We start from the raw sequence: 24,871 nt of genomic DNA, 5'->3' as shown, positions 1-24,871 counted from the left end.
TGGACTACCCTGCGGGGAACCGATTCGGCGATTCGAGATGGGATGCGCAGTGCTGGGTAGAGGTCGCGGGCGAGCGGGTCGAACGACGGTGCGCGATGCGAAGGTTCTGGTCACGGGCGCGGCGAGCGGCATCGGCCGGTCCACCGCGCTGGCCGCCGCCGCGGACGGCGCCGAACTGGTGCTCACCGATGTCAATGCCGAGGGCCTGGACGCCACGGTGACGGACATCCGAGCCGCGGGCGGACGTGTGGCTCTGGCGCAAGCGCTGGACATCACCGACTACGACGCGGTGCGCGCCTTCGCCGACCGGGCGCACGCCGAACTCGGCAGCCTGGACGTCGTCATGAACATCGCGGGCACGTCGGTCTGGGGGACCGTGGAGAACCTGGAGCACCAGCACTGGCGGCGCATGGTGGAGGTCAACCTGATGGGGCCGATCCACGTCATCGAGACCTTCGTGCCGCCCATGGTGCGCGCGGGCAAGGGCGGCGCGCTGGTGAACGTGTCGTCGGCGGCGGGCCTGCTCGCGCTGCCCTGGCACGCGGCTTACAGCGCGGGCAAATTCGGCATCCGCGGCGTATCCGAGGTGTTGCGGGTGGATCTGGCGCAACACGGCATCACGGTGCATCTGGTGGCGCCCGGCGCGGTGAACACGCCGCTGGTGCGCAGCGTCGAGCTGGTCGGAGTGAACAAAGAGGACCCGAAGATCAAGCGGCTCACCGCCGCGTTCACCGAGCACGCGGTGCCGCCGGAGCGGGTGGCGACGGCGATCCTGCGCGGGATCGAACGCAACCGGTTCCTGATCTACAGCTCGTTCGACATCCGCTTCGGTTACTGGTGGAAGCGCAAGTTCGCCTTTCCCTACGAGTTCGCGATGCGGCGCACCAGTGCCCGGTTCAGCAGGCTGCTGGCTTCGACGGGCAATTGAGCTGCACGTCGAGCACGCGCGCGCCGGGACCTTCGGCGCCGAGCCGGTCGTGCTCGTTGACCAAGCGGCAGGTGCCGAGGGACAGGCAGCCGCAGCCGATGCAGCCGGTGAGGCTGTCGCGCAATCGGATCAGCTGGGTGATCCGGTCGTCCAGGTCGGCGCGCCACGTGGTGGACAAGGTCTCCCAATCGCGCCGGGTGGGCGTGCGGCCTTCCGGTAGTTGATCGAGGGCCGCCCTGATCTCGCTCAGCGGTATGCCGACGCGCTGGGAGATGCGGATGAACGCGACGCGGCGCAAGGTCTCGCGGGCATATCTGCGCTGATTCCCGCTGGTGCGTCTGCTCGTGATGAGCCCTTCGCGTTCGTAGAAGTGCAACGCGGAGACCGCGACTCCACTACGCTCGGAGAGCTGCCCGGGGGTCAGCTCCTTCGCCCGCCAATCGGCTGCTGTCGACATGCACGCTCCTCCCAATCACCTCAACAATACTTGAGGTTAGGGTGTGCTGGGACCGGATTCGGCGATCGCGCACCGATCCGCACGCCGAAGCCGGGATTTCCGTGCTCTTCCGGCCGCGGCGCACTACGGTTCGATCATGGGAGCAGATGCTGTGTCCGCGCGGGAGGGTGCGCGTTTGGCCGTGACGTCCGAAGTCGGCACGCTGCGTACGGTGCTGCTGCACCGGCCGGGCAACGAGCTGCGCAGGCTGACCCCGCGCAACAACGATCAGCTGTTGTTCGACGGCATCCCGTGGGTGGAGCGCGCGCAGCAGGAGCACGACGCGTTCGCCGAAGTGCTGCGTGGCCGCGGCACCGAGGTGCTGCTGCTGTCGGACCTGCTCGCCGAGACCATCCAGGTCAGCGGCGCCGCCCGGATCCAGGGCATCTCGGCCGCCGTCGACGCGCGCAGGCTCGGACACACGCTGGCCGACGAACTGGCCGCCTTCCTGCGCGGCGTGCCCGCAGGGGAACTGGCCGACATCCTCATGGCGGGGATGACCTTCGACGAGTTGCCGTTCGGGCCCGACGCCACCTCGCTGGTGCGCCGCATGCACCACGGCGGCGACTTCGTCATCGATCCGCTGCCCAATCTGCTGTTCACCAGGGATTCCTCGTTCTGGGTCGGTCCGCGCGTGGCGATCACCTCCCTCGCGCTGCCCGCCCGCAGCCGGGAGACCTCGCTGACCGATCTCATCTACGCGTTCCATCCGCGTTTCCTCGGGGTGCGCCGGGCGTACGAATCGCACACCGCGCCGATCGAAGGGGGCGACGTGCTGCTGCTTTCGGAGGGCGTGGTCGCGGTGGGCGTCGGCGAGCGCACCTCGCCCGCCGGCGCGGAAGCCTTGGCGCGCAGCCTGTTCGACGATGACCTCGCGCACACCGTGCTCGTCGTGCCGATCGCGCAAACCCGCGCGACGATGCACCTGGACACGGTGTGCACCATGGTCGACGCGGACGCCGTCGTGATGTATCCGGCGGTGCGCGAATCGCTGTGCGCCTTCACCATCCGCAAGGCCGACGACTACGGCGGACGGCTCGGCAGCGGCCGGGTCGGCATCAGCGGTCCCGACCCGTTCCTGCCCGCGGCCGCCGAGGCGATGGGCATCGGCAAGCTGCGGGTGATCGACACGGGCCTGGACGGCGTCACCGCCGAACGGGAACAGTGGGACGACGGCAACAACACCCTCGCGCTCGCGCCCGGCGTGGTGGTCGCCTACGAGCGCAACGAGATGACCAACGCCAGGCTGGAGGACGAAGGCATCGAGGTGCTGCGCATCCCCGGCTCCGAACTCGGCTCCGGCCGGGGCGGCCCGCGTTGCCTGTCCTGCCCGCTGTCCCGCGACGAGTTGTGAGCGCGGGCATGTTCACCATCACCGTCTCGCACGACTCGACTGTGCCGCCCTACGAGCAGCTACGCCTCGGCATCATCGCCCAGGTGCGTTCCGGCGAACTGACCGCAGGAACCAAGATCCCGACCGTCCGCGCTCTTGCGGCTCAACTCGGCCTCGCCCCCAACACGGTGGCACGCGCCTACCGCGAGCTGGAGGCGGACGGCGTGGTCGAAACCCGGGGCAGGCAGGGTTCGTTCATCGCCTCCTCGGGAGACCCGACCCGCGACGTGGCAGGTCGCGCGGCCACCGCCTACGTCGCGACGGTGCGCAGATTGGGCTTGGACGACGCCACCGCCCTGCGCTATGTGCAGGCGGCACTCGAGGCCTGACCTCTTATCTCCAGCTGGGGAGCCAGAGGTGGTCGTGCCAGTTGCCCGGGGTGATCGGTAGCGCGGTGAGAATCGGCCACAGCCAGATGAAGTTGGCGATCACCAGGCCCAGGTAGAGGCAGACCGCGAGTAGTCCGAGGCTGCGCCGTTCGTTCGGCGGGGTGGGCAGGTAGATCCCGGCGGGGCTGCGCGGGATGGTGCTGGGGTGCGCGGGGCCCAGCACGTCGCCGAGCACCAGCGCCACGCCCATCACCAGGAACGGAGCCATCGGGACGGCGTAGAAGTAGTACATCTGCCGGTCGAGGGTGGCGAACCAGGGCAGCAGCGCGGCGCCGTAGCCCACCAGCACCGCGCCGTGGCGCCAGTCGCGACGGACCACCGCGCGCCACAGCATCCAGGCCAGCACCGGAAAAGCCACCCACCAAATGGCGGGCGTGCCGATCAGCATCACGGCCTTCACGCACTGGGTCTGCCCGCAACCGGTGACGCCGCTGTCTGCGTAGTAGTACAGCATCGGGCGCAGGCCCATGGGCCAGGTCCACGGCTTGGATTCCCAAGGGTGATGGTTGCCCGCCGAATTGGTCAGTTCGGTGTGGAATTCCAGCGACCTGGCGTTGAAGTACCAGAGCGAACGCAGCGCGCCCGGCACCACATGCGACCAGAATCCTCCGGTGCCGATCGGGTCCGTCGGCGCGGACGGATTGCCGGGCATGTACCGGTACACGCCGGTCTCGCTCGCGAACCAGGCCCAGTAGCTGGCCAGATAGATGCCGAGCGGCACGAGCACCAGCGCGTACAGCGCGGGCCCGATGTCCCGCAGCGCGACCCCGAGCCACGGACGGCGTACCCCGTAGAGCCGCCGCGCCGAGAGGTCGAAGTAGACGCTCATCAAGCCGAAGGCGGCGATGAAATAGATTCCGGACCATTTGGTTCCGCAGGCCAGCCCGAGCAGCAGGCCCGCGCCGAAGCGCCACCAGCGCACCCCGAGGCGCGGTCCCCAGTCGGTCACGCCGATCCGGCCCTCCGCGTCGGCGCGCGCGCACCGAGCACGCACGTCGTCGCGGTCGACGATCAGGCAGCCGAAGGCGGCGGTGACGAACAACGCCATGAAGATGTCGAGCATGCCGATGCGCGAGGAGACGAAGGTCAGCCCGTCGGCGATCAGCAGGATGCCCGCGATCGCGCCGATCAGGGTGGAGCGTGTCATCCGCCGGGTGATCCGGATCACCAGCAGCACCAGCACCGTTCCGGCGAGCGCGGCGGTGAAACGCCAGCCCCAGCCGTTGTAGCCGAACATCGCCTCGCCGATCGCGATGAACTGCTTGCCGACCGGGGGATGCACCACCAGCCCGTAGCCGGGGTTGTCCTCCACCCAGCCGCCGGTGAGCATCTGCCAAGCCTGCGGAGCGTAGTGCTTCTCGTCGAACACGGGGGTGCCCGCGTCGGTCGGGTAGTTGAGCATGGTGAAGCGCGTCACCGCCGCGATCGCGGTGAGGAACGCGGTCACCAGCCAGCCGCGCGCGCGGTCGGTCGGCCCGAAGTCGCGTGGCGGCCGCAGCGGCCCCGGGCTCGACCAGGATGGCACGGTTCCGAACCGTGCGGTCGCGCGCTGGTCGGTCACCTGGGTCACGCCCCGATCGTATGCTCCTCCGCCTCTCCGGGTCTTCAGGCCGTACTAGTTGGGTGGTTCGGGATTCGCGTTCAGGTCCTGCGTGAGTGCCGCTGTAGTTTTGGGCGTACCCGGTGAGTTACCCATGTGCTCACGAGATCGGCTGTACGTGTCGAGAACGGGCCCGGCGGATTCGCGGTCGGCTGCCGGCGTGAGTGAGATTCGTCTCGAAGGCATGCGGGATTGCTTCCGCCGGTGCGGCCGAACCTCGTTGCCGCCGGTATCTGCTGGGGCCGGTGGCGTCGGTGGATAGGCTGCGGGTTGGCGGTTGTCGCCGGATACGTGATGCGGACAGGAGTGCGGTGGCTTACGAGACGGCGGGCGGGCTGGTGCTCGCGGCGACGCCGATGGGTGATGTCGGCGATGCCTCGCAGCGCCTGCGCGAAGCGCTGGCGACGGCCGATGTCGTCGCCGCCGAAGACACCCGCCGCACCAGGGCGCTGGCCAAGGCGCTCGGCGTCGAGATCTCCGGCCGGGTGGTGAGTTTCTACGATCACGTCGAGACCGCCCGGATTCCGATGCTGCTCGACGAGATCGCCGACGGCCGTACGGTGCTGCTGGTGACCGACGCGGGCATGCCGTCGGTGAGCGATCCCGGCTACCGCATGGTGGCGGCGTGCGTCGAGCGGGATCTGCCGGTGACCTGCCTGCCCGGACCCTCGGCGGTGACCACGGCGCTGGCACTGTCGGCCCTGCCGGTGGAGCGGTTCTGCTTCGACGGATTCCCGCCGCGCAAATCCGGCCAGCGCCGGGAATGGTTGCGTACCTTGGCCACCGAACCACGCGCCTGCGTCTTCTTCGAGGCGCCGCATCGGCTCGCCGACTGCCTGGCCGACGCGGTCGAGATCCTCGGCCCGGACCGCCGCGCCGCCGTCTGCCGGGAGCTGACCAAGACCTACGAGGAAGTGATCCGGGGGACCCTGGCCGAACTGGCCGAGTGGGCCGTCGATGGCGCACGCGGCGAGATCACCGTGGTGCTCGCGGGCGCCCAGCCCGCCGCCGCCGATCCAGCGGACCTGGTGGACGCCGTGGAATCCCGAACCGCGGCGGGCCTGCGCCTCAAAGACGCCTGCGCCGAGGTCGCCGCCGCCCACGCCGTGTCGCGTCGCGAGCTCTACGACGCGGTTCTCGCCGCGCGCCGCACTTCCTAGCCGACCGCGACTTCGGCTGTGCGGTTCGCTCCGCGCGGGTGGTCGACCCGAAGCTGGGTGGCGGGCATGATCATCGGTATGACTTCTCTGGAGAGCAAGGCCACGACGTTTCTCGGGTTGCACGTGCCGGGTGATCCGGGCGTCTTCCCGACGGTGTGGGATGCCTGGTCCGCGAAAGTCGCCGTGGCGGCGGGCTTTCCGGCCTTGACGGTGGGCAGTCATCCGCTGGCCGATTCGATCGGCCGCTCGGACGGCGAAGGGATGACGTTCGACGAGTCGCTGACCCGGGTACGGCAGATCACGGCGGCGGTGGAAGTCCCGGTGTCGGTCGACATCGAGTCCGGCTACGGACAGGAGCCCGCGCGGCTGGTCGAGGGCCTGCTCGAGGCAGGGGCGATCGGACTGAACATCGAGGACACCGTGCACAGCGAGGGCAAGCGCCTGCGCACGGGCCAGGAACACGCCGACCTCGTGCACGGACTGCGCAAGGCCGCCGACGCGACGGGTGTGCACCTGGTGATCAACGCGCGCACCGACCTGCTCCTGCGCCAGGACGGAGACGAGGCCGACCGGGTGGACCGCGCCATCGAGCGGCTGCGGCTGGCCGCCGAGGCGGGTGCGGACGTGCTGTTCCCGGTGGGCCGCCACGCCGACGCCGACATGCGCCGCCTGACCGGCGAGCTGCCGCTGCCGATCAGCGCGACCGTCCTCCCGGATCAGGCCGACAAGGCCGCCCTCGCCGACCAGGGCGTCGCGCGGATCACCTTCGGTCCGTTCCTGCAGGCCGCGCTGACCAAGGAGATCAATACCCTGCTCGACCCCTGGAAGTGACATCGCGGAACAGCTGTGTGAGCGGTATCCGGTCGCCGCGACGACGGTGCCCGAGCCCCACCGGGTGACCGGTGGGGCGGCGGTGCGTCGGGTAGCGCGAGGACGCCATCCCGGTGACGGTCGCCGTGCCTTCAGGAGGGAACGGGAAGCCCCAGCGCGCTCATGACGAACTGGACGAACAGCGGCGCCAGATCCGGCACGCGCGCGGGTCCGTCCGAGACGATGACCCGCCGCGTGCGCTCGCCGATCGCGTCCGGGATCAGGGCGATCAGCCCGTCGGACAGTTCGGGGAGCGTCGGGTCCGCCGCCCGCGCCTGGTCGTAGAACACCCGGTACAGCTGGGCGAACCGGTCGACGGCCAAGTCGCGGTAGCCGACGGCCTCCTGGTTCACCTTGAACGACTCCACGAGCACCAATCGGGCGAAATCGGGCTCGGTGGCGACGGTCTGGCAGAAGGTGACCACGATGGACTCGATCTTCGCGTAGGCGTCGGCGTCCGGCGGCAGCTGGGCGAGTTCGTCCACGATCCGGGTCGCCATGATGTCGACGCCGGTGTGCACCGCCTCGGCGAAGCACTCCTCTTTGTTCGCGAAGTGGTCGTAGAAGGTCGTCCGCGAAACCCTCGCCCTGGCAACGATGTCGGTGAGGGTGGTGGCCGGGTATCCCTTGTTGTCGACGGACTCCACCATCGCCTCGACCAGCCTGCCGCGCTGCGACGTGAGCACGGCTTCGCGTGCCGCCCGATGCCGCTCGGCGAAACCGGACCGGTGAACGGATGCCGTCGCGTGCTGCTGGCCCATGTGTGCCCTCTCTGTGCCGGAACCGATTCCGAACGGAACGTCGTCGTACCGATCGCACACGGTCCGGGGCGTCGCCAGGCCGCGAACCGGTGTTTCATTATCCGACAACACATTCCACGGCGGGAAGGCAGGTGGATCCACTCGTGGGCATGTCGCCGTGGAACACCGCTAAAGTGTTGTGCGCCTTACCGTTACGGCAGGCCGGAGGCGGTCAGTCCTTCGGTTCGACGTACTTCGGGAACACCGGTTCCGGCGCGGGCAACGCCAACCCGGGCTCGATCGGCGTCGCGATGTCCGCGAACGTCCGGCTCCGCTGCCCCAGCTGGTCGAGGATGCGGCCCGCCGACCCCGGCAGCACCGGCTGCACCAGGATCGCGACGATGCGCAGCACCTCGAGCGTCACGTACAGCACGGTGGCCTCGCGAGCGAGATCCTCCGGGGTGCCCGACTTCGCCAGCGCCCACGGCGCCTGCGCGGAGAAGTACCGGTTCGTCTCGCCCAGGGTCAGCCAGATCGCCTCCAGCGCCAAATGCATCTGCTGGGCGTCGAATTCGGCCCGGCAGCGCTCCAGCAGACCGCCCGCCAGATCCAGCAGGGCACGGTCGTCGTCGGTGAACTCGCCGGGTGTCGGCACCACGCCGCCGCAGTCGCGCGCGACCAGCTTGGTGCTGCGCTGCACCAGGTTGCCGAACTCGTTGGCCAGGTCGCTGTTGATCCGGCTCACGATGGCCTCGTGGCTGTAGCTGCCGTCTTGGCCGTAGGAGATCTCACGCAGCAGGAAGAACCGCACCGCGTCCAAGCCGTAGTCGTCGACCAGCTCCAGCGGGTCGACCACGTTGCCGACCGACTTGGACATCTTCTCGCCCTTGTTGTACAGGAATCCGTGCACGAATACGCGTTTCGGCAGCTCCACTCCGGCCGAGAGCAGGAACGCGGGCCAGTACACCGTGTGGAAGCGTGTGATGTCCTTGCCGATGATGTGCACGTCGGCGGGCCAATACTTGCCGAAGGCGGCGGAGGAGGTGTCCGGGAAGCCGACGCCGGTGAGGTAGTTGGTGAGCGCGTCCACCCACACGTACATGACGTGGTCGGGATGGTCGGGCACCGGCACGCCCCAGTCGAAGGTGGTGCGCGAGATGGACAGGTCCTTCAGACCCGCCTTGACGTAGCTGACGATCTCGTTGCGCCGGGTCGCCGGCGCGATGAATTCCGGATGCTCGTCGTAGAGCGCCAGCAACTTGTCCTGGTAGGCCGACAGCCGGAAGAAGTAGTTCGACTCCTCGGTCCAGGTGACCGGCGTCTTGGAGTCGGTGGAGATGCGGGTGCCGTCCTCCAGCACCGTGGTCTCCTCGTCGGTGTAGAACGCCTCGTCCCGCACCGAGTACCAACCGGAGTAGTTGCCGAGGTAGATGTCGCCGTTGGCCAGCATCCGCTCCCAGATGGCGACGCTGGCGGCCTGGTGGTCGGCGTCGGTGGTGCGGATGAACCGGTCGAAGGAGATGTCGAGCGTCTTGTCCAGCGCCTCGAACACGTCGGAGTTGCGGGCCGCGAGCTCTTCCACCGGGATGCCCTCGGCGGCCGCGGCCTGCTGCATCTTCTGGCCGTGCTCGTCGGTGCCGGTCATGAAGAAGACGTCGTAGCCGTCGAGGCGCTTGAAACGGGCGATGGCGTCGGCCGAGATGTACTCGTACGCATGCCCGATATGCGGCGCGCCGTTCGGATAGGCGATGGCCGTGGTGATGTAGAAGGCGGGGCGGTCGACTTCGCTCATGGTGTGTCTACTGTAATGCGCGTGCATTCTTCCGCTCGCGTGAATATGCCCCTCGCCGATTCGCGGGTTCCCGCGTCCGCGCCGCGGGGTGGCCGCCGATGAGCGCGAAGCGTTCCGCGCCGGAGCTGCCCGAGCCGCTGTCGCCGATCGTGGACGCGCACACCCACCTGGACGCCTGCGGCGCGACCGATGAGGCGTCGACCGTCGCGATCGTCGACCGGGCCGCCTCGGTCGGGGTCGGCCGGGTGGTCACCGTCGCCGACGATCTGGACGCCGCGCGGTGGGCGGTGCGGGCCGCGCACTGGGACGATCGGGTGTTCGCCGCCGTCGCGCTGCATCCGACCAGGGCGAACGCGCTCGACGACGAGGCGAAGGCCGAGCTCGAGCGCTTGGCCGACGACCCGAGGGTGGTCGCTGTCGGCGAGACCGGCCTGGACTACTACTGGCCGGGCAAGCTGGACGGCTGCGCCGACGTCGAGACCCAGATCGAGGGCTTCCGCTGGCACATCGACCTGGCCAAGCGGGTGCGCAAGCCGCTGATGATCCACAACCGCGAGGCCGACCACGACCTGCTGACCGTGCTGCTGGACGAGGGTCCGCCGGAGCGGGTGATCTTCCACTGCTTCTCCTCGGACACGAACATGGCCCTGTCGTGCGTGGCCGAGGGCTACATCCTGAGCTTCTCCGGGACGGTGAGCTTCAAGAACGCGCACGAACTGCGCGAGGCGGCCAAGGTGGTGCCCGACGACCAGATTTTGGTCGAGACGGACGCGCCGTATCTGACCCCGCATCCGTTCCGCGGAGCGCCGAACGAGCCGTATTGCCTGCCGTACACCGTGCGGGCACTGGCCGAGGTGCGCGAGCAGGATCCGCTGGAACTGGCCGAGATCACCACCGCCAACGCGCGTCGCGTCTACCGGATCTGAGCGGGGGCGCCCGCCAAGGGGCGCGTACCCGAGGGCGTCACGGATGCCCGGAATGCATCGCTGTATGCGAAATGTGTCCTATGTCACTTTCGGCGTTCCGTTTTGTGATTTACCTGCGGGGTCGATATTCGATCGTGATATTGAAAAGGCCCTGTTCCGGAGCTTGCTGTTGTCGGCGCCCTGCCCCCTCGTTATCGTGCTGTGACCATGTCCCCCTTCATGCGGATCAACCAGTCGCGTTCGCCGCTGCTGTACATCGCGGTCGGCGCACTGCTGCTGACGCTGATCGTCGGCGCCGGTCTCGCGATCGTGAATCGCAAGACGGTGACCGTCGTCGTGGACGGCGAGAAGCTCTTCCAGACCACGATGTCGCGCGACGTGCGCGGCGTGTTGAAGGCCGCGGGCTTCGCGGTGACCGACCGGGACAAGGTGGCGCCCGCACTGGCCGCGCACATCGCCGACGGCGCGACCATCACGCTCAACCGCGCGAAAGAGGTCGACCTGTCGGTCGACGGTATGACGCAGAAGGTCTGGACCACCGGGGTGACCGCGGGGGAGGCGCTCGAACAGCTGAAGATCCCGAAAGAGGTGTACGTCTCGCCCGCCCGCGAGGAGCGGCTCCCGCTGCAGGGCGGGACGCTGACCATCGCGACTCCGCGCGTGGTCTCGCTGGTCGACGGCATCGGCAATCCGGTGGACGTGCGCGCCGCCGCGCCCACCGTCGGCAAATTCCTCGAGGTAACCGGCATCCCGCTGCTCGAGCAGGACTCCGTCGAACCGGCCGCGGCCACGCCCCTGACGAACGGCTTGCACGTCACCGTGACGCGCAAGCGGGTCGAACAGCAGACCGAGACGATGCCGCTGGACCCGCCGGAGAACGTCATCGAAGACCCGGAGATGAACATGAGCCGCACGGTGGTGGAGTCGCCCGGCGCTCCCGGCGTGCAGAACGTCACCTTCGCGGTCACCATGGTCAACGGCCAGGAAGTGGACCGTAAACCGGTCGCTTCGACCGTCACCGTGGCGGCGAAGCCGAAGACCGTCCGCAAGGGCGCCAAGCCTGGCACCGAGGTGCCCCCGGTGCGCGACGGCGCGATCTGGGACGCGCTGGCCCGCTGTGAGTCGACCGGCAACTGGTCGATCAACACCGGCAACGGCTACTTCGGCGGTGTGCAGTTCGACCAAGGCACTTGGGAGCGGCAGGGCGGGCTGCGGTACGCCCCCCGCGCGGACCTGGCCACCAGGGAAGAACAGATCGCCATCGCGGAGATCACCCGGCAGCGGCAGGGTTGGGGCGCCTGGCCCGCTTGCACCGGTCGCCTCGGCATCAGCTGACGCGGGGGAGACGTCGCGGCAGGCCGGGTATGCCGGTTGATAGATTCTCGAGGTGTCCGAACCTGATATTTCCGCCCGCGGGAGTGCGGCGCTGCTCGGGCCCGCCGAAGTGCGGGTGCTCGCCGAGCGGTTCGGGGTCCGGCCGACCAAGCAGCTCGGGCAGAACTTCGTGCACGACGCGAACACGGTGCGGCGGATCGTCGCGGCCGCCGGGGTGGGGCGCGGGGACGTGGTGCTCGAGGTCGGGCCCGGTCTCGGTTCGCTGACCCTCGCACTGCTGGACGTGGTGGACTCGGTGGTCGCCGTCGAAATCGATCCCGTGCTGGCGCGCCATCTTCCGGTGACCGTCGCGGACCGGGCTCCGGAACTCGCGGAGCGCCTGTCGGTGGTGGAGGCGGACGCGCTGCGCGTCACCGCGGCGGACCTGCCCGCCGCGCCGACCGCGCTGGTAGCCAATCTCCCGTACAACGTGGCCGTCCCGGTGCTGTTGCATCTGCTCGCCGAACTGCCCGGCATCGCGGTCGCTCTGGTGATGGTGCAGGCCGAGGTGGCCGATCGCTTGGCCGCCGAGCCCGGCGGCCGCATCTATGGCGTGCCCAGCGTGAAAGCGGGCTTCTTCGGGACCGTCCGGCGTGCGGGGGCGGTGGGCACGCAAGTGTTCTGGCCGGTGCCGCGGGTCGAGTCGGGCCTGGTCCGGATCGACCGCTTCGCCGAGCCGCCGTGGCCGATGGACGACGAGCACCGCCGCCGCGTCTTCGAAGTCGTCGACGCCGCATTCGCGCAGCGGCGCAAAACGCTGCGCGCCGCCCTCGCCGCCTGGGCCGGTTCGCCTGCCGAAGCCGAGCGCCGTCTGCTCGCCGCGGGCATCGCTCCCACCGCTCGCGGCGAAACCCTCGACACCGCCGCCTTCGTCCGGCTGGCGGCCCAGGCGTAGCGCGTCGCACAGAACAGTGGCTCCGCTACCGGCGTCGGCCGGTGCGCGGAACCACTGGTGGCGACCGGTCAGACGGCGACTTCGTAGCCTGCTTCGTCCACGGCGGCGACAATGTCGGCGTCGGCGATCTGCGCGGTGCTGTCGACGCGGACGGCGCCGCTGGCGAGATCCACATCGACGCCGGTCACGCCGTCGATCTTGCCGATCTCGGTCTTGACGGAGCTGACGCAGTGCCCGCAGGTCATCCCGGTGACGGTGTAGGTGGTGGTGGGCATGTCCGACTCCTTCGCATCCATATCATTCATACGGGCGGGGGGTACCCCGACATCAGAAAGATACCCCCTCCGGGTATATGTCCGCAAGAGGCGGCCGGGCCTCACACGCCTTCGGCCAGTTCCATCCAGCGCTCTTCGGCCGTTTCCTTCTCCGCGAGCACCTGCTTGAGCTCCGCGCCCAGGTTGACCAGCTTGTCCGGGTCGGTGGCGGCGTCGGCCAGCGCGACGTGCAAGCGCTGCTCGCGCTCGGACAGCTTGTCGATGGCGCGTTCCAACCGGGTCAGCTCCTTGCGGGCCGCGCGGTAGGCCGCGGAATCGGTGGCCGGGGCGTCGGCGGGCTTGGCATCGGGTGCGGCGGTGCGGGTCTGGTCCGCCGCGAGGGCCGCGCGCTTGGTCAGGTACTCCTCGATGCCGCCCGGAAGGTTGGTGAGCTTTCCGTCGCCGAACAACGCCCAGGTCGAGTCGCAGATCCGTTCGATGAGGTACCGGTCGTGGCTGATCACGACCAGCGTGCCGGCCCAGTTGTCGAGCAGGTCCTCCAGCTGTTGCAGGGTGTCGATGTCCAGGTCGTTGGTCGGCTCGTCGAGCAGCAGCACGTTCGGTTCGGACATGAGGATGCGGGTCAGCTGCAGGCGTCGCCGCTCGCCGCCGGACAGGTCGCCGACCGGCGTGCGCTGGCGGGCGGGGGTGAAACCGAGTCGCTCGGCCAGCTGTCCCGCCGAGATCTCCTTGTCGCCCAGCATGATTCGCTGCGCCACCTGCTGCACCGCCTCCAGCACGCGTAGGTCGGTGGGCAGGTCGTCGAGTTCCTGGCGCAGCCAGCCGATCTGGACGGTCTGGCCTTGGATGCGCTTGCCCGCGGCCAAGGTCGCGTCGGTGTCGCCCGCAAGGGCGCGCAGCAGCGTCGTCTTGCCCGAGCCGTTGACGCCGACCAGGCCGACGCGCTCGCCCGGCGCCAGCCGCCAGGTCAGGTCGCGCACCAATTCCCGGTCGTCCGGCGTGGTGAGCGTGACGTCCTCCAGCTCGACGACCACGCGGCCGAGGCGTTTGCGCGCGAAGGCGGCCAGCGAGACGCTGTCGCGCGGCGGCGGCACGTCGGCGATCAGGGCTTCGGCGGCCTCGACCCGGTAGCGCGGCTTGGACGTGCGCGCCTGCGGGCCGCGCCGCAGCCACGCCAGTTCCTTGCGGGCCAGATTGCGCCGCCGGGCCTCGGAGGCATCGGCCTGGCGGGCGCGCTCGGCGCGGGCGAAGATCCAGTCGCCGTAACCGCCCTCGTAGCTTTCGACCTTGCCGCCGACCACTTCCCAGGTGTTGGTGGCGACGGTGTCGAGGAACCAGCGATCGTGGGTCACCACGACCAGCGCGCTGCGGCGGCCGAGCAGGTGCGCGGCCAGCCACTGCACACCCTCGACATCCAGGTGGTTGGTCGGCTCGTCGAGCACGAGCAGGTCGAGTTCGCGCACCAGCGCGGCGGCGAGCGCGACCCGGCGGCGCTCGCCGCCGGAGAGGTTGTCCACCAGGGTGTCCATGCCGAGGCCGGCGATGCCGATGCCGTCCATCACCGAGCGGATGCGCGGGTCGGCGGCCCATTCGTGTTCGGCGACCTCGTCGGTCATGGCGTCGTCGGCCAGCCCGGCCAGCACCACCGATCCGACCGTCGCGCCCGCGGGCAGCACACCGCGCTGCGTCACCACAGCCATGCGCAGGCCGCCGAGTCTGCTGACCCGGCCGCTGTCGGGTTCCTCGATGCCGGTGAGCACCTCGAGCAGGGTGGTCTTGCCGCCGCCGTTGAGGCCGACGACTCCGATCCGTTCGCCCGCGTGCACGCCGAGCGAGACGTTGTCCAGCAGCGGCTTGATCCCGAAGCTCTTGTGGACCTGTTCGAGATTGATCAGGTTGGACATGGATCCTTCCGTGTCTTGCGGGGGCGGTCCGATGAGACCTACCTGTCGCGGCCCTGGGGCCCCGGGCCAGCGTACCGATGTGGGCGGACCGCCTGTCGTCCCGGCGAACGGCGGGGAGCTTGCGGTACGAACAATGTTCGTTTAGATTGATCGCGAACGAACGCTGTTCGTCCTCATGCAACCGAATCGGCGCTCCCCAGAAGTACAGCCGCAGAGTGGGACGCCCGCCTCCTATCCGAAGGCGTCGGCGGGCGGCACTATTCCCATTCCGCATGCTCTCTGGAGGATTCTCATGCACGTCGGCCTCGGCCTGCCCATCTCCGATCCCGCCGCGTTGCTCGACTGGGCTCGGCGCGCCGACGCGGGCCCGTTCCGCACGCTCGGCCTGCTCGACCGGCTGGTCTACGACAATCCCGAACCGCTGATCGCGCTGGCCACGATCGCCGGCGCGACCAGCCGCGTCCGAGTGCAAACCGAAGTACTGCTCGCGCCGTTGCGCGACCCGGTGCTGCTCGCCAAACAGGCCGCCACGCTGGACCGGATGTCCGGCGGGCGGCTGGTGCTCGGCCTCGGCGTCGGCGGCCGCGCCGACGACCACCTCGCCTCGGGCACCGACCTGCGCACCCGGGGCCGCCGCCTCGACGAGCAAGTCGCGCTCATGCGCCGCCTGTGGGCCGGTGAGCCCTACGGCGACGAGTGCGGGCCGATCGGCCCCGCGCCACTGCGCCCGGAAGGGCCCGAGATCCTGTTCGGCGGCTTCCAGCCCGCCGCACTCGAGCGCGTCGGCCGTTGGGGCGGTGGCTTTCTCGCCGCCGCACCGCCGTCGTGGGCGGGCGGGCTGTTCGACACCGTGCGCCGTTCCTGGACCGACCACGGCCGACCGGGCGCGCCGCGGATCGTCGCCCAGGTCAACGTCGCCCTCGGTCCGGACGACGTCATCGAAGACGCACGCGCGTCGATGGGCGCCTACTACGCGTTCACCGGCCGCGCCGAAGGCATGCTCGAAGGCATGCTCACCACGCCCGCGCGGATCCGCACCGCCATGGCGCAATTCGGCGATCTCGGCGCGGACGAGGTGATGTTCTACTGCTACGGCCGCGACGCCGATCAGGTCGATCGGCTCGCCGACCTGCTGCCCTGAGCGAGGCCGCGCATCGGTCACACGGATGCGGCGATGCCGAGCGTTCCCGCTTGATCGGCTCGCCGACCTGCGTACCGCAACGGTCGCGCGCAGGGCCGTCATGCTGAGCGTTCCCGCACGTACGGCAGGCCACATAGGGTTTCGTGCTCGCCGCAGTGTCGTCGGCATCACCACCTCGCAGTGGACACCCCGCCGGAGCTACGGACGGTTCGGCAGGAACCGTGCCTGAAGTGCCCGCTCGGCGGCTTGCGGCGTCGGCCGCAAGCCGCCGCGTCCGGTCGCGGCCAATGGCGGTCAGTGCTTACCGGGTGCGTCGCCGCTGAGGACGCGCGCGCCCGGCACGGGTCCGCTGGCGGTCCGCACGCTGCGGCAGACGCCCGCGCCCGCGAGTTCGGCGGCCACCGAGATCGCCGACTCCTCGCTCTCGCAGAGGAACGCGCAGGTGGGCCCGGAACCGGAGACCAATCCGGCCAGCGCGCCCGCGGTGATGCCCGCGCGCAACGTACGGCGCAGTTCCGGCTTCAGCGACACCGCCGCCGCCTGGAGATCGTTGCCGAGCAGGGGTGCGAGCTGCCGCGCATCGCCGGAGGCCAACGCCTGCATCAGTTGCTGCGGCTCGCCGAGCCGGGGCGGTTCGCCGTGCTCGCGCAACCGGTCGAGTTCGGCGAACACCGCGGGAGTGGACAAGCCGCCTTTGGCGAACGCGAGCACCCAGTGAAATGTATTGCGGGACAGCACCGGCAACAGGCGCTCGCCGCGGCCGGTGCCCAGCGCGGTGCCGCCGTGCAGGGCGAACGGCACGTCGCTGCCGAGTTCGGCCGCCACCGCGGTGAGTTCCTCCCTGGACAGTCCCAGGTCCCACAGTTCGTTCAGCCCGACCAGCGCGGCGGCGGCGTCGGCGCTGCCGCCCGCCATGCCCCCTGCCACCGGAATGCCTTTGGCGATGGCGATTTCCACCAGGGGAGCGCGGCCGCCGAGGTGCGCCAGCCGGACGGCGGCTTTCCATACCAGATTCGTCCGGTCGGTCGGCACCTCCGCGGCGCCCTCACCCGTGACCCGGACGGCCAGCGAAGCCGACGGCGCGATCTCCAGATCGTCGCTGAGGGACAGTGCTTGGAACACCGTGGTCAGGTCGTGGTAGCCATCGGCCCGCAGGTCGCCCACTCCGAGATGGAGGTTCACCTTCGACGGCGCCCGCACGGTGACGGGACTCGGCACAACTGACAGCACGGTGCTAAAGCCTAATAGGTGCAGTCGGGCGGAGTCCGTCCTCAGCCTGCGCATGGCCGCAGCGAAGGCGGAGGTACGCCTGATGGGAGCGGCCGGGCCATGCGGGTCCGCAGCTCGCGCGCGAGAAAGGCGCTTACAGCAGCGCGCCGCCGGTGGCATCGATCCACTGCCCGGTCACCCACCGGGCGTCGTCGGAGGCGAGGAACCCGACGACGTCGGCGACGTCGTCGGCCTGCGCCACGCGGTGGAGCGGGGACATCGTCGCCACCGACGCCTGGGCTTCGGCGTTGCGCAGCCAGTTCGCGTTCATGTCGGTGTCGATGATCCCCGGCCCGACCGCGTTCACGGTGATGCCGCGCGCGCCGACCTCCTTCGCGAGCACGCTGGTGAAACTGTCGAGCGCGGCCTTGGTCATGGTGTAGGCGATCAGTTGCGGCATGTACGCGCCGTGGGTCAGTCCGGTGGAGATGTTGACGATCCGCCCGCCTGTGCGCAACCGGTCCAAGCCGAGGCGGGTGATGAAGAAGGGAGCCTTGGCGTTGATCGCGAAGACCCGGTCGAACGCCGCCTCGTCGGTTCCGGCGATCGGCTCCCTGATCCCGTCGGTGCCCGCGTTGTTCACCAGGATGTCCAGCCCGTCGGCGTGCGCGTCGAAGGCCGCCCACAGCGTCTCGGCGTCGCCTGGCACGCCCAGTTCGGCGCGGATCGCGAACGCCGCGCCGCCCGAAGCCTCGATCGCGGCCACGGTCGCCTTCGCCGCCTGTTCGTCGCGGTTGTAGTGGACCGCGACGCGTGCGCCGTCACGCGCCAGTCGTTCGGCGATCGATCGCCCGATGCCCCGGCTGCTCCCGGTGACCAGTGCCGTCTTGCCCGTCAGTGCGCCCATGGCGCGCCCCTTTCTCTAGCGACCGCTACAGAAAGAAAGGTAGCACATTCTCTAGTGATCGCTATAAAATTGCGCCATGAGCACGACGACCCGAGGGCGGCCGCGATCCTTCGATCGGGACGCGGCGCTGGACAAGGCCATGCGGCTGTTCTGGGCCCGGGGGTACGAGGCCACCTCGATCGGGGACCTGACCGCGGCCATTGGCATCGGCGCACCCAGCCTGTACGCGGCGTTTGGGGACAAGAAGACGTTGTTCGGCGAGGTCGTCGCGAAATTCGGCGACCGCTACGGCGGATTCGTCGCGAGGGCGCTGGCCGAGGAGGACACCGCGGAGGCGGCGGTACGGCGGATTCTGCGCGAGGCGGCGACGGAATATACCCGGCCGGAATGCCCGCACGGCTGTCTGGTGATCAGCGCGGGCGTCAACACCACCAGCGCCGAGATCGCCGATCTCCTGCGCGATATGCGCAATCGGAACATCGACACGTTCGCCGCGCGCATCCAGGCCGACATCGACGCGGGCGTCCTGCCGAGCCACCTCGACGCGCGCACGCTGGCCCGCTACGTCGGCACGGTGATGCAGGGCATGTCCCAGGCGGCGCGCGACGGAGCAGGCCGGGCCGAATTGGAGCGGGTGGCCGAGATGGCGCTGCGCGGCTGGGGGCCCTAGTGGCCCGAGGCGCGTCCGTCCTGCACGACCACCGGCAGGCAGGTGCGCACGAAGTCCGCGCCGAAGTCGGTGAGCACCACGCTGCGGTAGATCACCTTGGTGCCGAAGCCGGAGCGCTTCAGCATCTCCCGCACCGGTGACTGCGCCTCCAGCAGCTGGTACCGGTTCGGATTGCCGACCGGCTCGCGCGCGTGCTCGATCAAACCGAGCCTGCGCAGGTTGGTCAGGTACTGCTGGATCCGGTTCGGAAAGCGCAGGCCCGCGTGCTCGCCGATCAGCGTGAGCATCGAGCCCAGGCGTTCGGAGCCGAGCGCGCGCGGGCGGCCGGTGCGGATGTCGATCGAGGGCTGTGGCCCGTCCAGATGCAGGAAGCGCAGGATGCGCGCTTCGTCCGGGGTCAACTCGGCGAGCATGCCCGCGAAGGCCGGATGGTTGTCGTCCTCGCCGTGCGGGCTGGCCGACAACCGCAACAGCGCGGCTCCCTGCTCACGCAGCGTCGGCACCGCTTCCTGCGTGGACGGTTCCGTGGCGGCGGGCATCCCGAGCGCCTTGCGCATCGCGTCACGGACCTCGGACTCCGCCTCGGCCAGCACTTCTCGCGGCGGCGCTCCCTCGATGCTGCGCCGTACGACGGTCGAGGTGACGCCGACCGCGGTGCCGACGCTCCAGGACGTCACCCCGGTGACCGCGGTCCACGCGACCCGCGCGACGCCTGTCGCCGCACGCACGGTGGCGAGGGGAACCGTTACCCGTCTGGGTAATTCGTCGGTGTGCGCGATGTCCGAAGCCGGCCGCCGGGCGATCTCCTGCGATGGCTCGGCATTCGCCGCCGTCGCGTCGAGGTGCTCGACGGCCTGGATATCGCCGTCGTCCGGACCCGCTACAGCCATGATGTCGCCACTCCCGTTCCGAAGATCAGGATATGAGCGTATCCGGCGAACAGCCCCAACACGCCGCCATGGACGAAAAGGAGCCATTCATCCTGCTTGATGGCCGCGCGCAGCATGTCGACGAAGTCCGGCGGCGACAACATCGCCATCTGCCTCGCGATGTATTCGTTGATCTGCCTGCCCTGGCGGACGTTGAATTCCGGGTCGGCGAACGCGATCGGCGCGATGGCCATGGCTTCGCTGGTGAACGTCGATTGCAGCGAGTCGTATTCGCGGCTGCCGAGCACGAACTTGACCGCGGGACGCGCGGGACCGAGCGCGCGGTCGGCGGCCGGGCGCAGCGTGTCCTCCAGCATCTGCATGGTGCGGTCCGATCGGGGGCCGTTGAGCAACTCGTCGCCGATATTCGCCACCGTGATCACCTGGCTGGAAACCAATTCCGCGTATCCGTCGGTGATTTCGGACTTGCGTTTGATCAGCAGGCCCTGCCGCCACGGGACCCACCACTTCGGATACGCGGGCGCGAAGATCATATTGATGCCGATCCAGTTGACCACCCAGCCGATGATCACGCCGCCGATCGGCAGCACGACCAGGCTGGACCAACCGGTCAGATGCAGGATGGCGACCAGCAGCACACCCATCGGCGCGCCGAAGTAGAAACCGAAGTTCTGCATGAAACGCAGTTCCTTCGCGCCGAGCACCTGGAACAGCGTGTTGAGCAGATGCGGCCGGGCCTGGAAGTAGCGGATCACCATCTGCTTCACATCGAGCAGCTGATCGATATTCGCGCCCAATTCCTCGGTCAGCTCGCGCAGAATCTCCGGCAGTTGCTGGCGCACCCTGGCGTGCACCATGTCGCGCACCTGGGCGGGCAGGTTGTACCAGAGCTGCGGATGCTCGCGGCGCAGGATGTCCTCGACGATGTCCTTGATCTGCGCGTCGGCGATGCTCGCGAGGTGCTCGGCCAGCTTGTCCGGCTCGAGCTCCCGATAGAAGTCCGCGACGCTGCCGAGTTTGGCCAGGCCCTTGTCGACCGCGATGCTGGCCATCTTGTCCGCGCGCGACGGGACGATGCCCTGCCAGCCGAACCGGCCGTCGTAGCTCAGTAGCGGGAGAACTTGAATTCGCTTGGGAAGGAACGGATACAGCGCGCGCAGGCCGGGAACTCGGATGCCGTGGAAGGCGACCGGCTTGAACAGCATGAGCACGCCGGTCCAGTTGGTGATGTAGCCGATCACGCCGGTGAAAAGCGGTATGGTCACGAGCTCGAGGAGGATCGTCGGGTGGATTCCGAAAACGCTCTCTAACACGACACCCTCCTGCCGATACACCGGTGATCGCCGCCTCACCGGCAACCAAAACTAGCACCCCCTCGGCGAAGAAACCTTATTGCGCGCCGCGCGCCGGTCGCACTGTCCGAGTCAGGCGGTGCGAATGCCCCGCGACACAAGGGGAAGTAATCTGTGGGACGGATTCGTTCCCCCCGGCGATATCGGAGAAAACGTGGCAGACGACAGGACCGGACAGGACGTGGTAAGGCCAGGTCCTCGCGCCGTCGAGCGCAGTTCGGATGTCGAACAGCGGCAGATCAGCAATGAGGCACGGCTGATCCGCGGTGTGTTCCGCGCGGCCGGAGTGGCCGCGGGCACCGTCGTGCGCGGAAGCCAATGGGCGGTCGGCACGACCTACGAGGTCACCAGGGAGATCACCCAGGCCGCGCTGGACGGGGAGTCCTCGGCCGAGATCGCCGAGCGGACCGGAAACGCGTTGCGCTCCATCGCTCGCAGCGCGCTCGGCGTCACCGAGGGGTCGGTCCGGGAGATCGTCAGCTATGTCCCGACCTCCAACGGTCCCACCTCGCAGCAAGCGCTGGCCGTCGGGCCGTACCTGCGCTCGGCGAGCACGGAGGAGTTGCGCCGCCGCGGCGACGCGCTGCTGGCCAGGTCCGCCGACGTCTACTTCACCGAGGACGTGCACCCGGCCTACGACCGCATCCTCGACGAACTCGCTCCCGACGAGGCGCGCATCCTGCGCTTCATGGCGCTCAACGGCCCGCAGCCGTCGGTCGACGTGCGCACCAACCGTCCGCTGGGGATCGGCTCGGAACTGGTGCAGGGCGACCTCACCTCGGTGCCTGAGCAGGCCGGGGTGCGCTACCCGGACCGGTCGCGGTCCTACCTGATCAACCTCAACCGCCTCGGGCTGACGCTGACCTCGGACGATCCGGTGGTCCTGAGCCGCTACATGGTGCTGGAGGTGCAGCCCGTGGTGGAGGCGGCGCTGAAGAAGGCGGGCCGGGCGCCGAAGATCGTCCGCAAGAGTCTCCGGCTGACCGAGTTCGGTGAGGACTTCTGCCGCACCTGCTTCACGATCGGAAGCTGACACCCCGAAGTTGATCTTCGTCGGAATGTTCTCTCTCGTCGCGATAGCAATCTGATACAACTCTCCCAATCCGGCACTCGGGATGGGATTGTTGAGGGTATGGATCAGCGAACCGGCGGGCAGGGGCGCGGCGACCCAGGTTTGGGCATCGCTGGGCAAACGCGTAACGACCGGGGCAAGGGTCCCGGTAATCAGCAGCGCGACGACCCGGGTTTTCCCCCGGGCCGGCAGGAGCGCGGCGGGGTGGACATAGATTCGAGCGGACCGGAGCCCGAGGAGCGAGATATCGGCACGGCCGGTCCCGCGCCGAGCCGTGGTCAGCGGGCGGCGAGCACCGGCGAACGAGATCCCGGCGACCTGCGCGCCGACGAGCGGCTGCCCTTCGACGCGGGGCCGATCGACTTCGGGCGGGTGCGCGACGACCCACGCCTGACTCGCGGCGAGGAGCGGGAGCCGGACGACGTGTCGGCGATCTCGCGGTTGAAATACCGGTACCTGCGTACTCTCGACACCAAGTCGTGGGATGATTTTGCCGACACCATGATCCCCGAGGCGACCGCGACCTACAGCGAATATCTCCAGTTCGAATCGCGCGAGGCTTTCATCGCGTTCATGCGCAACACGCTCGGGCCGCACGTGATCACCGAACACCGCTGTGACCACCCCGAGATCGATGTCGAAGGCGACACCGCCACCGGCACCTGGTACCTCGCCGACACGGTGCTCATTCCGGGCCACAACATGCTGCTGCGCGGCGCGGCCTTCTACACCGACCGCTACGTGCGCTGCGACGACGGGCGGTGGCGGATCTCGCACACCGGCTACGAACGCACCTACGAAGTGGTGCTCTCCCTCAGCGACCTGCCCAGCCTGCGCCTGACCTCCAGCCGCTGGGGCCTGATCGCCAAGGAGGACGGCATCTCATCGATCGAACGCGACCCCGGCGCCGCGCCGCTGCGGCCGGAGTCCGAGGCCGGCTGACTCAGTCGGCCGTAGCGACCAGGGGCTCCAGGGTGAGCGCCGGGTGCTCCTTCTCGATGTATTGCAGCCGCCACTTGTCGCTGAACAACGCGAGCAGCGCACCGTCTGAGCGGGTGAACACCTCCACCCCGCGCTGCCGCCCGAGTTCGTCCGCCGACGCGGCGTCGGTGCGCCGGGCCAGCGTGTATGCGAGGTGTTCCATCGTGGTCTCGACGTTGAACTCCGCGAGCATGCGCGCGGTCACCACTTCGAACTGCATCGGGCCGACCGCGGCCAGCACGGGAGACGCGTCGCCGCGGATGTCGTTGCGCAGCACCTGCACGACGCCCTCGGAATCGAGCTGGTCCACGGCCTTGCGGAACTGCTTGTATTTGCCCGCGCTGCGCGCCCGCAGCACCGCGAAATGTTCCGGTGCGAACGAGGGGATCGGCGGGAACTCCACCTTCTTGTCCACGAACAGCGTGTGCCCCGGTGCCAGCGCCGTCGCGTTGACCAGGCCGACGACGTCACCCGGGTACGCGGTGTCGACGGTGGCGCGCTCGCGGCCGAACACGGTCAGCGCGTACTTGGTGGCGAACGGCCGACCGGTCTGCGCGTGGGTGACCACCATGCCGCGTTCGAATTCGCCGGACACGATCCGCATGAACGCGAGGCGATCGCGGTGGGCGGCGTCCATGCCCGCCTGCACCTTGAACACCACCGCGCTGAACGGGTCGCCGGTCTCGCGCGGCTTGCCGTCGACGTCACGACGCGAACCGGGCGCAGGCGCGAGCGCGACCAAGGTCTCCAGCAGTTGCCGCACGCCGAAGTTCAACATCGCCGAGGCGTAGATGACCGGCGAGGTCTGCCCGGCGAGGAACAGCTCCTGGTCGTGGTCCTGGCCGGTGGCCGAGAGCAGTTCGCTCTCCTCCGCGGCGGTGCTCCACGGCTCGCCTTCGCGCGCCTCCGCGGCCTCCGGGGTGATCGACTCCTCGGGCGCGATGGTCGCGCCGCCCGCCGTGCGCGTGAAGTGGATGTATTCGAGCGGGACGCCGTCCGGGCCGCGGCGCAGCAGGCCGCGGAAGTCCCCCGCGATGCCGACCGGAAGGAACAGCGGGGTGGGGGTGAGTCCGATCCGCTCGTTGATCTCGTCGAGCAGTTCCAGCGGCGCCCGCCCTGGCCGGTCCCACTTGTTGATCACGGTGATCACCGGGATGCCACGGTGGCGGCAGACCTGGAACAGTTTCAGCGTCTGCGGCTCCAAGCCCTTGGCCGCGTCGATCAGCATCACCGCGGCGTCGACGGCGGTGAGCACCCGGTAGGTGTCTTCGGAGAAATCGGAGTGGCCGGGGGTGTCGACCAGGTTGATGACGCTGTCCACATCGGAGCCCTTGGCCCGGTAGTTGAACTGCAGCGCGGTCGAGCTGACCGAGATGCCGCGCGCCTTCTCCATCTCCATCCAGTCCGAGACGGTCGACTTGCGCCCGGCCTTGCCGTGGATCGCGCCCGCCTCGGAGATCATCCTGGCGTGCAGGGCCAGCGCCTCGGTGAGCGTGGACTTGCCCGCGTCGGGATGGGAGATCACCGCGAACGTGCGCCGGCGGGCTACCTCGGCGGATAACCCACGGGGTGCGGGCGCGACAACACCCTCAGGGGAGGCGCTCAACGCAAGACAACCTTTCGCAGACGACCGATCGGCAACCCCGCCAGCGTACGCGACTCGCTCGAGCGCGGGCCGAACCGCCGGTGACCACCCGATTCAAAGAGCGCCTCTGCGCTGGGGTATGGTGTTCGGGTTGTCTCGGCGAGGGTGACCGCAGACCAGTTTTGCGACACCGTGATCGACGCGGCGCGGCTTCCGGCCGTCCCTGTTCGGTCTTCGCCCCGACGAATAGACCATCCGTCAGGTGTGCAGCACCCCTGACGTGTAACTGACAGCCCGGAAGAGCCGTAGGAGTAGATCCAGT

The 24,871-nt window shown here is 69.1% G+C and carries 23 protein-coding genes; 12 read left to right on the top strand and 11 right to left on the bottom strand.

All coding sequences use genetic code 11. The features are described 5' to 3' along the window. The first annotated feature begins 37 nt into the window (after positions 1-37). Complete coding sequence (locus ACWESM_RS04785; RefSeq protein WP_356963855.1) at positions 38-928, top strand: SDR family oxidoreductase; 891 nt, start codon at positions 38-40, stop codon at positions 926-928. Here the strand turns inward: ACWESM_RS04785 and soxR are convergent. Further along, the gene (gene soxR, locus ACWESM_RS04780; RefSeq protein ID WP_067795363.1) at positions 897-1,385 is read right to left on the bottom strand and encodes a redox-sensitive transcriptional activator SoxR; all 489 of its coding nucleotides are present in this window, start codon (positions 1,383-1,385) and stop codon (positions 897-899) included. The two genes, ACWESM_RS04785 and soxR, sit on opposite strands and share 32 nt — an antisense overlap. 136 nt (positions 1,386-1,521) lie before the next feature. On the opposite strand from soxR, the gene arcA reads away from it, so the two are divergent. Both arcA and ACWESM_RS04770 read left to right on the top strand, forming a co-directional pair. After that, on the top strand, positions 1,522-2,778 hold the full coding sequence (gene arcA / locus ACWESM_RS04775) for an arginine deiminase (protein ID WP_355074561.1): 1,257 nt from the start codon (positions 1,522-1,524) through the stop codon (positions 2,776-2,778). 8 nt (positions 2,779-2,786) lie between these two features. Further along, positions 2,787-3,146, top strand: a complete 360-nt coding sequence (locus tag ACWESM_RS04770) for a GntR family transcriptional regulator (RefSeq protein ID WP_355074559.1) — start codon at positions 2,787-2,789, stop codon at positions 3,144-3,146. Positions 3,147-3,150: 4 nt separating this feature from the next. Here the strand turns inward: ACWESM_RS04770 and ACWESM_RS04765 are convergent, their stop codons facing one another. Continuing rightward, a complete protein-coding gene (locus tag ACWESM_RS04765) occupies positions 3,151-4,776 on the bottom strand; it encodes a dolichyl-phosphate-mannose--protein mannosyltransferase (protein ID WP_452490974.1) in 1,626 nt (541 codons plus the stop codon). Between the two features lie 341 nt (positions 4,777-5,117). Here ACWESM_RS04765 and rsmI point away from each other — a divergent pair, with 341 nt between their 5' ends. Beyond that, a complete protein-coding gene (gene rsmI, locus ACWESM_RS04760; protein ID WP_379250804.1) occupies positions 5,118-5,966 on the top strand; it encodes a 16S rRNA (cytidine(1402)-2'-O)-methyltransferase in 849 nt (282 codons plus the stop codon). Positions 5,967-6,044: 78 nt separating this feature from the next. After that, positions 6,045-6,797, top strand: a complete 753-nt coding sequence (locus tag ACWESM_RS04755; protein WP_364428878.1) for an isocitrate lyase/PEP mutase family protein — start codon at positions 6,045-6,047, stop codon at positions 6,795-6,797. 131 nt (positions 6,798-6,928) lie between these two features. Here the strand turns inward: ACWESM_RS04755 and ACWESM_RS04750 are convergent, their stop codons facing one another. Both ACWESM_RS04750 and metG read right to left on the bottom strand, forming a co-directional pair. Further along, positions 6,929-7,597, bottom strand: coding sequence for a TetR/AcrR family transcriptional regulator (locus ACWESM_RS04750; RefSeq protein ID WP_355074553.1), 669 nt, complete (start codon positions 7,595-7,597; stop codon positions 6,929-6,931). 211 nt (positions 7,598-7,808) lie between these two features. Continuing rightward, the gene (gene metG, locus ACWESM_RS04745; RefSeq protein WP_355074551.1) at positions 7,809-9,395 is read right to left on the bottom strand and encodes a methionine--tRNA ligase; all 1,587 of its coding nucleotides are present in this window, start codon (positions 9,393-9,395) and stop codon (positions 7,809-7,811) included. A 71-nt stretch (positions 9,396-9,466) separates the two neighbouring features. On the opposite strand from metG, the gene ACWESM_RS04740 reads away from it, so the two are divergent. The 3 genes from ACWESM_RS04740 (at position 9,467) to rsmA (ending at position 12,563) form a co-directional block, all read left to right on the top strand. Then, entirely contained in the window at positions 9,467-10,294 is an 828-nt protein-coding gene (locus ACWESM_RS04740) for a TatD family hydrolase (RefSeq protein ID WP_452490973.1), read from the top strand. A gap of 207 nt (positions 10,295-10,501) precedes the next feature. Next, positions 10,502-11,629 carry a transglycosylase family protein gene (locus tag ACWESM_RS04735; RefSeq protein ID WP_397278519.1) on the top strand — a complete coding sequence of 376 codons (1,128 nt, stop codon included), beginning with the start codon at positions 10,502-10,504 and terminating at the stop codon, positions 11,627-11,629. Between the two features lie 52 nt (positions 11,630-11,681). Then, positions 11,682-12,563: a 16S rRNA (adenine(1518)-N(6)/adenine(1519)-N(6))-dimethyltransferase RsmA gene (gene rsmA, locus ACWESM_RS04730; protein ID WP_364428889.1), complete on the top strand. Its 882-nt coding sequence runs from the start codon at positions 11,682-11,684 to the stop codon at positions 12,561-12,563. A gap of 68 nt (positions 12,564-12,631) precedes the next feature. Here rsmA and ACWESM_RS04725 read toward each other — a convergent pair whose 3' ends face one another. Together ACWESM_RS04725 and ACWESM_RS04720 are read right to left on the bottom strand one after the other, a co-directional pair. Then, complete coding sequence (locus ACWESM_RS04725; RefSeq protein WP_364428892.1) at positions 12,632-12,838, bottom strand: heavy-metal-associated domain-containing protein; 207 nt, start codon at positions 12,836-12,838, stop codon at positions 12,632-12,634. Between the two features lie 101 nt (positions 12,839-12,939). Beyond that, positions 12,940-14,742, bottom strand: a complete 1,803-nt coding sequence (locus tag ACWESM_RS04720; protein ID WP_452490972.1) for an ABC-F family ATP-binding cassette domain-containing protein — start codon at positions 14,740-14,742, stop codon at positions 12,940-12,942. Positions 14,743-15,034: 292 nt separating this feature from the next. Here ACWESM_RS04720 and ACWESM_RS04715 point away from each other — a divergent pair, with 292 nt between their 5' ends. Then, entirely contained in the window at positions 15,035-15,883 is an 849-nt protein-coding gene (locus tag ACWESM_RS04715; protein WP_397278514.1) for an LLM class flavin-dependent oxidoreductase, read from the top strand. A 294-nt stretch (positions 15,884-16,177) separates the two neighbouring features. Here ACWESM_RS04715 and ACWESM_RS04710 read toward each other — a convergent pair whose 3' ends face one another. Together ACWESM_RS04710 and ACWESM_RS04705 are read right to left on the bottom strand one after the other, a co-directional pair. Further along, positions 16,178-17,113, bottom strand: coding sequence for a 4-(cytidine 5'-diphospho)-2-C-methyl-D-erythritol kinase (locus tag ACWESM_RS04710; RefSeq protein WP_397278512.1), 936 nt, complete (start codon positions 17,111-17,113; stop codon positions 16,178-16,180). A gap of 133 nt (positions 17,114-17,246) precedes the next feature. Beyond that, positions 17,247-17,999, bottom strand: a complete 753-nt coding sequence (locus ACWESM_RS04705; RefSeq protein WP_364428902.1) for an SDR family oxidoreductase — start codon at positions 17,997-17,999, stop codon at positions 17,247-17,249. A gap of 76 nt (positions 18,000-18,075) precedes the next feature. On the opposite strand from ACWESM_RS04705, the gene ACWESM_RS04700 reads away from it, so the two are divergent. Beyond that, positions 18,076-18,669: a TetR/AcrR family transcriptional regulator gene (locus ACWESM_RS04700; RefSeq protein ID WP_364428905.1), complete on the top strand. Its 594-nt coding sequence runs from the start codon at positions 18,076-18,078 to the stop codon at positions 18,667-18,669. On the opposite strand, the gene ACWESM_RS04695 is transcribed toward ACWESM_RS04700, so the two are convergent. Continuing rightward, positions 18,666-19,559 (bottom strand): Abi-alpha family protein, encoded by an 894-nt coding sequence (locus ACWESM_RS04695; RefSeq protein WP_355074533.1) that lies wholly within the window; start codon positions 19,557-19,559, stop codon positions 18,666-18,668. The genes ACWESM_RS04700 and ACWESM_RS04695 overlap by 4 nt on opposite strands. Further along, positions 19,550-20,824, bottom strand: a complete 1,275-nt coding sequence (locus ACWESM_RS04690) for a hypothetical protein (protein ID WP_397278507.1) — start codon at positions 20,822-20,824, stop codon at positions 19,550-19,552. The genes ACWESM_RS04695 and ACWESM_RS04690 overlap by 10 nt, the downstream gene beginning before the upstream one ends. A gap of 241 nt (positions 20,825-21,065) precedes the next feature. Between ACWESM_RS04690 and ACWESM_RS04685 the strand changes: the two genes are divergently transcribed. Continuing rightward, positions 21,066-21,944: an Abi-alpha family protein gene (locus ACWESM_RS04685; RefSeq protein ID WP_355074531.1), complete on the top strand. Its 879-nt coding sequence runs from the start codon at positions 21,066-21,068 to the stop codon at positions 21,942-21,944. A gap of 429 nt (positions 21,945-22,373) precedes the next feature. After that, a complete protein-coding gene (locus tag ACWESM_RS04680; protein ID WP_355075029.1) occupies positions 22,374-22,925 on the top strand; it encodes a nuclear transport factor 2 family protein in 552 nt (183 codons plus the stop codon). Between the two features lies 1 nt (position 22,926). On the opposite strand, the gene ACWESM_RS04675 is transcribed toward ACWESM_RS04680, so the two are convergent. Then, entirely contained in the window at positions 22,927-24,570 is a 1,644-nt protein-coding gene (locus ACWESM_RS04675; RefSeq protein ID WP_355074529.1) for a peptide chain release factor 3, read from the bottom strand. Positions 24,571-24,871 lie beyond the last annotated feature (301 nt).

Source organism: Nocardia sp. NPDC003999 (assembly GCF_053604885.1).
The sequence above is the reverse complement of the archived record's forward strand: the minus strand, read 5'-3'. Positions and strand labels throughout refer to the sequence as shown.

Bases quoted from the DNA above. Each gene is read 5' to 3' on its own strand.
- ACWESM_RS04740 (WP_452490973.1), top strand. From the start codon at position 9,467: ATGAGCGCGAAGCGTTCCGCGCCGGAGCTGCCCGAGCCGCTGTCGCCG.
- arcA (WP_355074561.1), top strand. From the start codon at position 1,522: ATGGGAGCAGATGCTGTGTCCGCGCGGGAGGGTGCGCGTTTGGCCGTG.
- ACWESM_RS04755 (WP_364428878.1), top strand. From the start codon at position 6,045: ATGACTTCTCTGGAGAGCAAGGCCACGACGTTTCTCGGGTTGCACGTG.
- ACWESM_RS04785 (WP_356963855.1), top strand. From the start codon at position 38: ATGGGATGCGCAGTGCTGGGTAGAGGTCGCGGGCGAGCGGGTCGAACG.
- ACWESM_RS04750 (WP_355074553.1), bottom strand. From the start codon at position 7,597: ATGGGCCAGCAGCACGCGACGGCATCCGTTCACCGGTCCGGTTTCGCC.
- metG (WP_355074551.1), bottom strand. From the start codon at position 9,395: ATGCACGCGCATTACAGTAGACACACCATGAGCGAAGTCGACCGCCCC.
- ACWESM_RS04715 (WP_397278514.1), top strand. From the start codon at position 15,035: ATGCACGTCGGCCTCGGCCTGCCCATCTCCGATCCCGCCGCGTTGCTC.
- ACWESM_RS04705 (WP_364428902.1), bottom strand. From the start codon at position 17,999: ATGGGCGCACTGACGGGCAAGACGGCACTGGTCACCGGGAGCAGCCGG.
- ACWESM_RS04700 (WP_364428905.1), top strand. From the start codon at position 18,076: ATGAGCACGACGACCCGAGGGCGGCCGCGATCCTTCGATCGGGACGCG.
- ACWESM_RS04770 (WP_355074559.1), top strand. From the start codon at position 2,787: ATGTTCACCATCACCGTCTCGCACGACTCGACTGTGCCGCCCTACGAG.
- ACWESM_RS04735 (WP_397278519.1), top strand. From the start codon at position 10,502: ATGTCCCCCTTCATGCGGATCAACCAGTCGCGTTCGCCGCTGCTGTAC.
- soxR (WP_067795363.1), bottom strand. From the start codon at position 1,385: ATGTCGACAGCAGCCGATTGGCGGGCGAAGGAGCTGACCCCCGGGCAG.
- ACWESM_RS04725 (WP_364428892.1), bottom strand. From the start codon at position 12,838: ATGCCCACCACCACCTACACCGTCACCGGGATGACCTGCGGGCACTGC.
- ACWESM_RS04720 (WP_452490972.1), bottom strand. From the start codon at position 14,742: ATGTCCAACCTGATCAATCTCGAACAGGTCCACAAGAGCTTCGGGATC.
- ACWESM_RS04695 (WP_355074533.1), bottom strand. From the start codon at position 19,559: ATGGCTGTAGCGGGTCCGGACGACGGCGATATCCAGGCCGTCGAGCAC.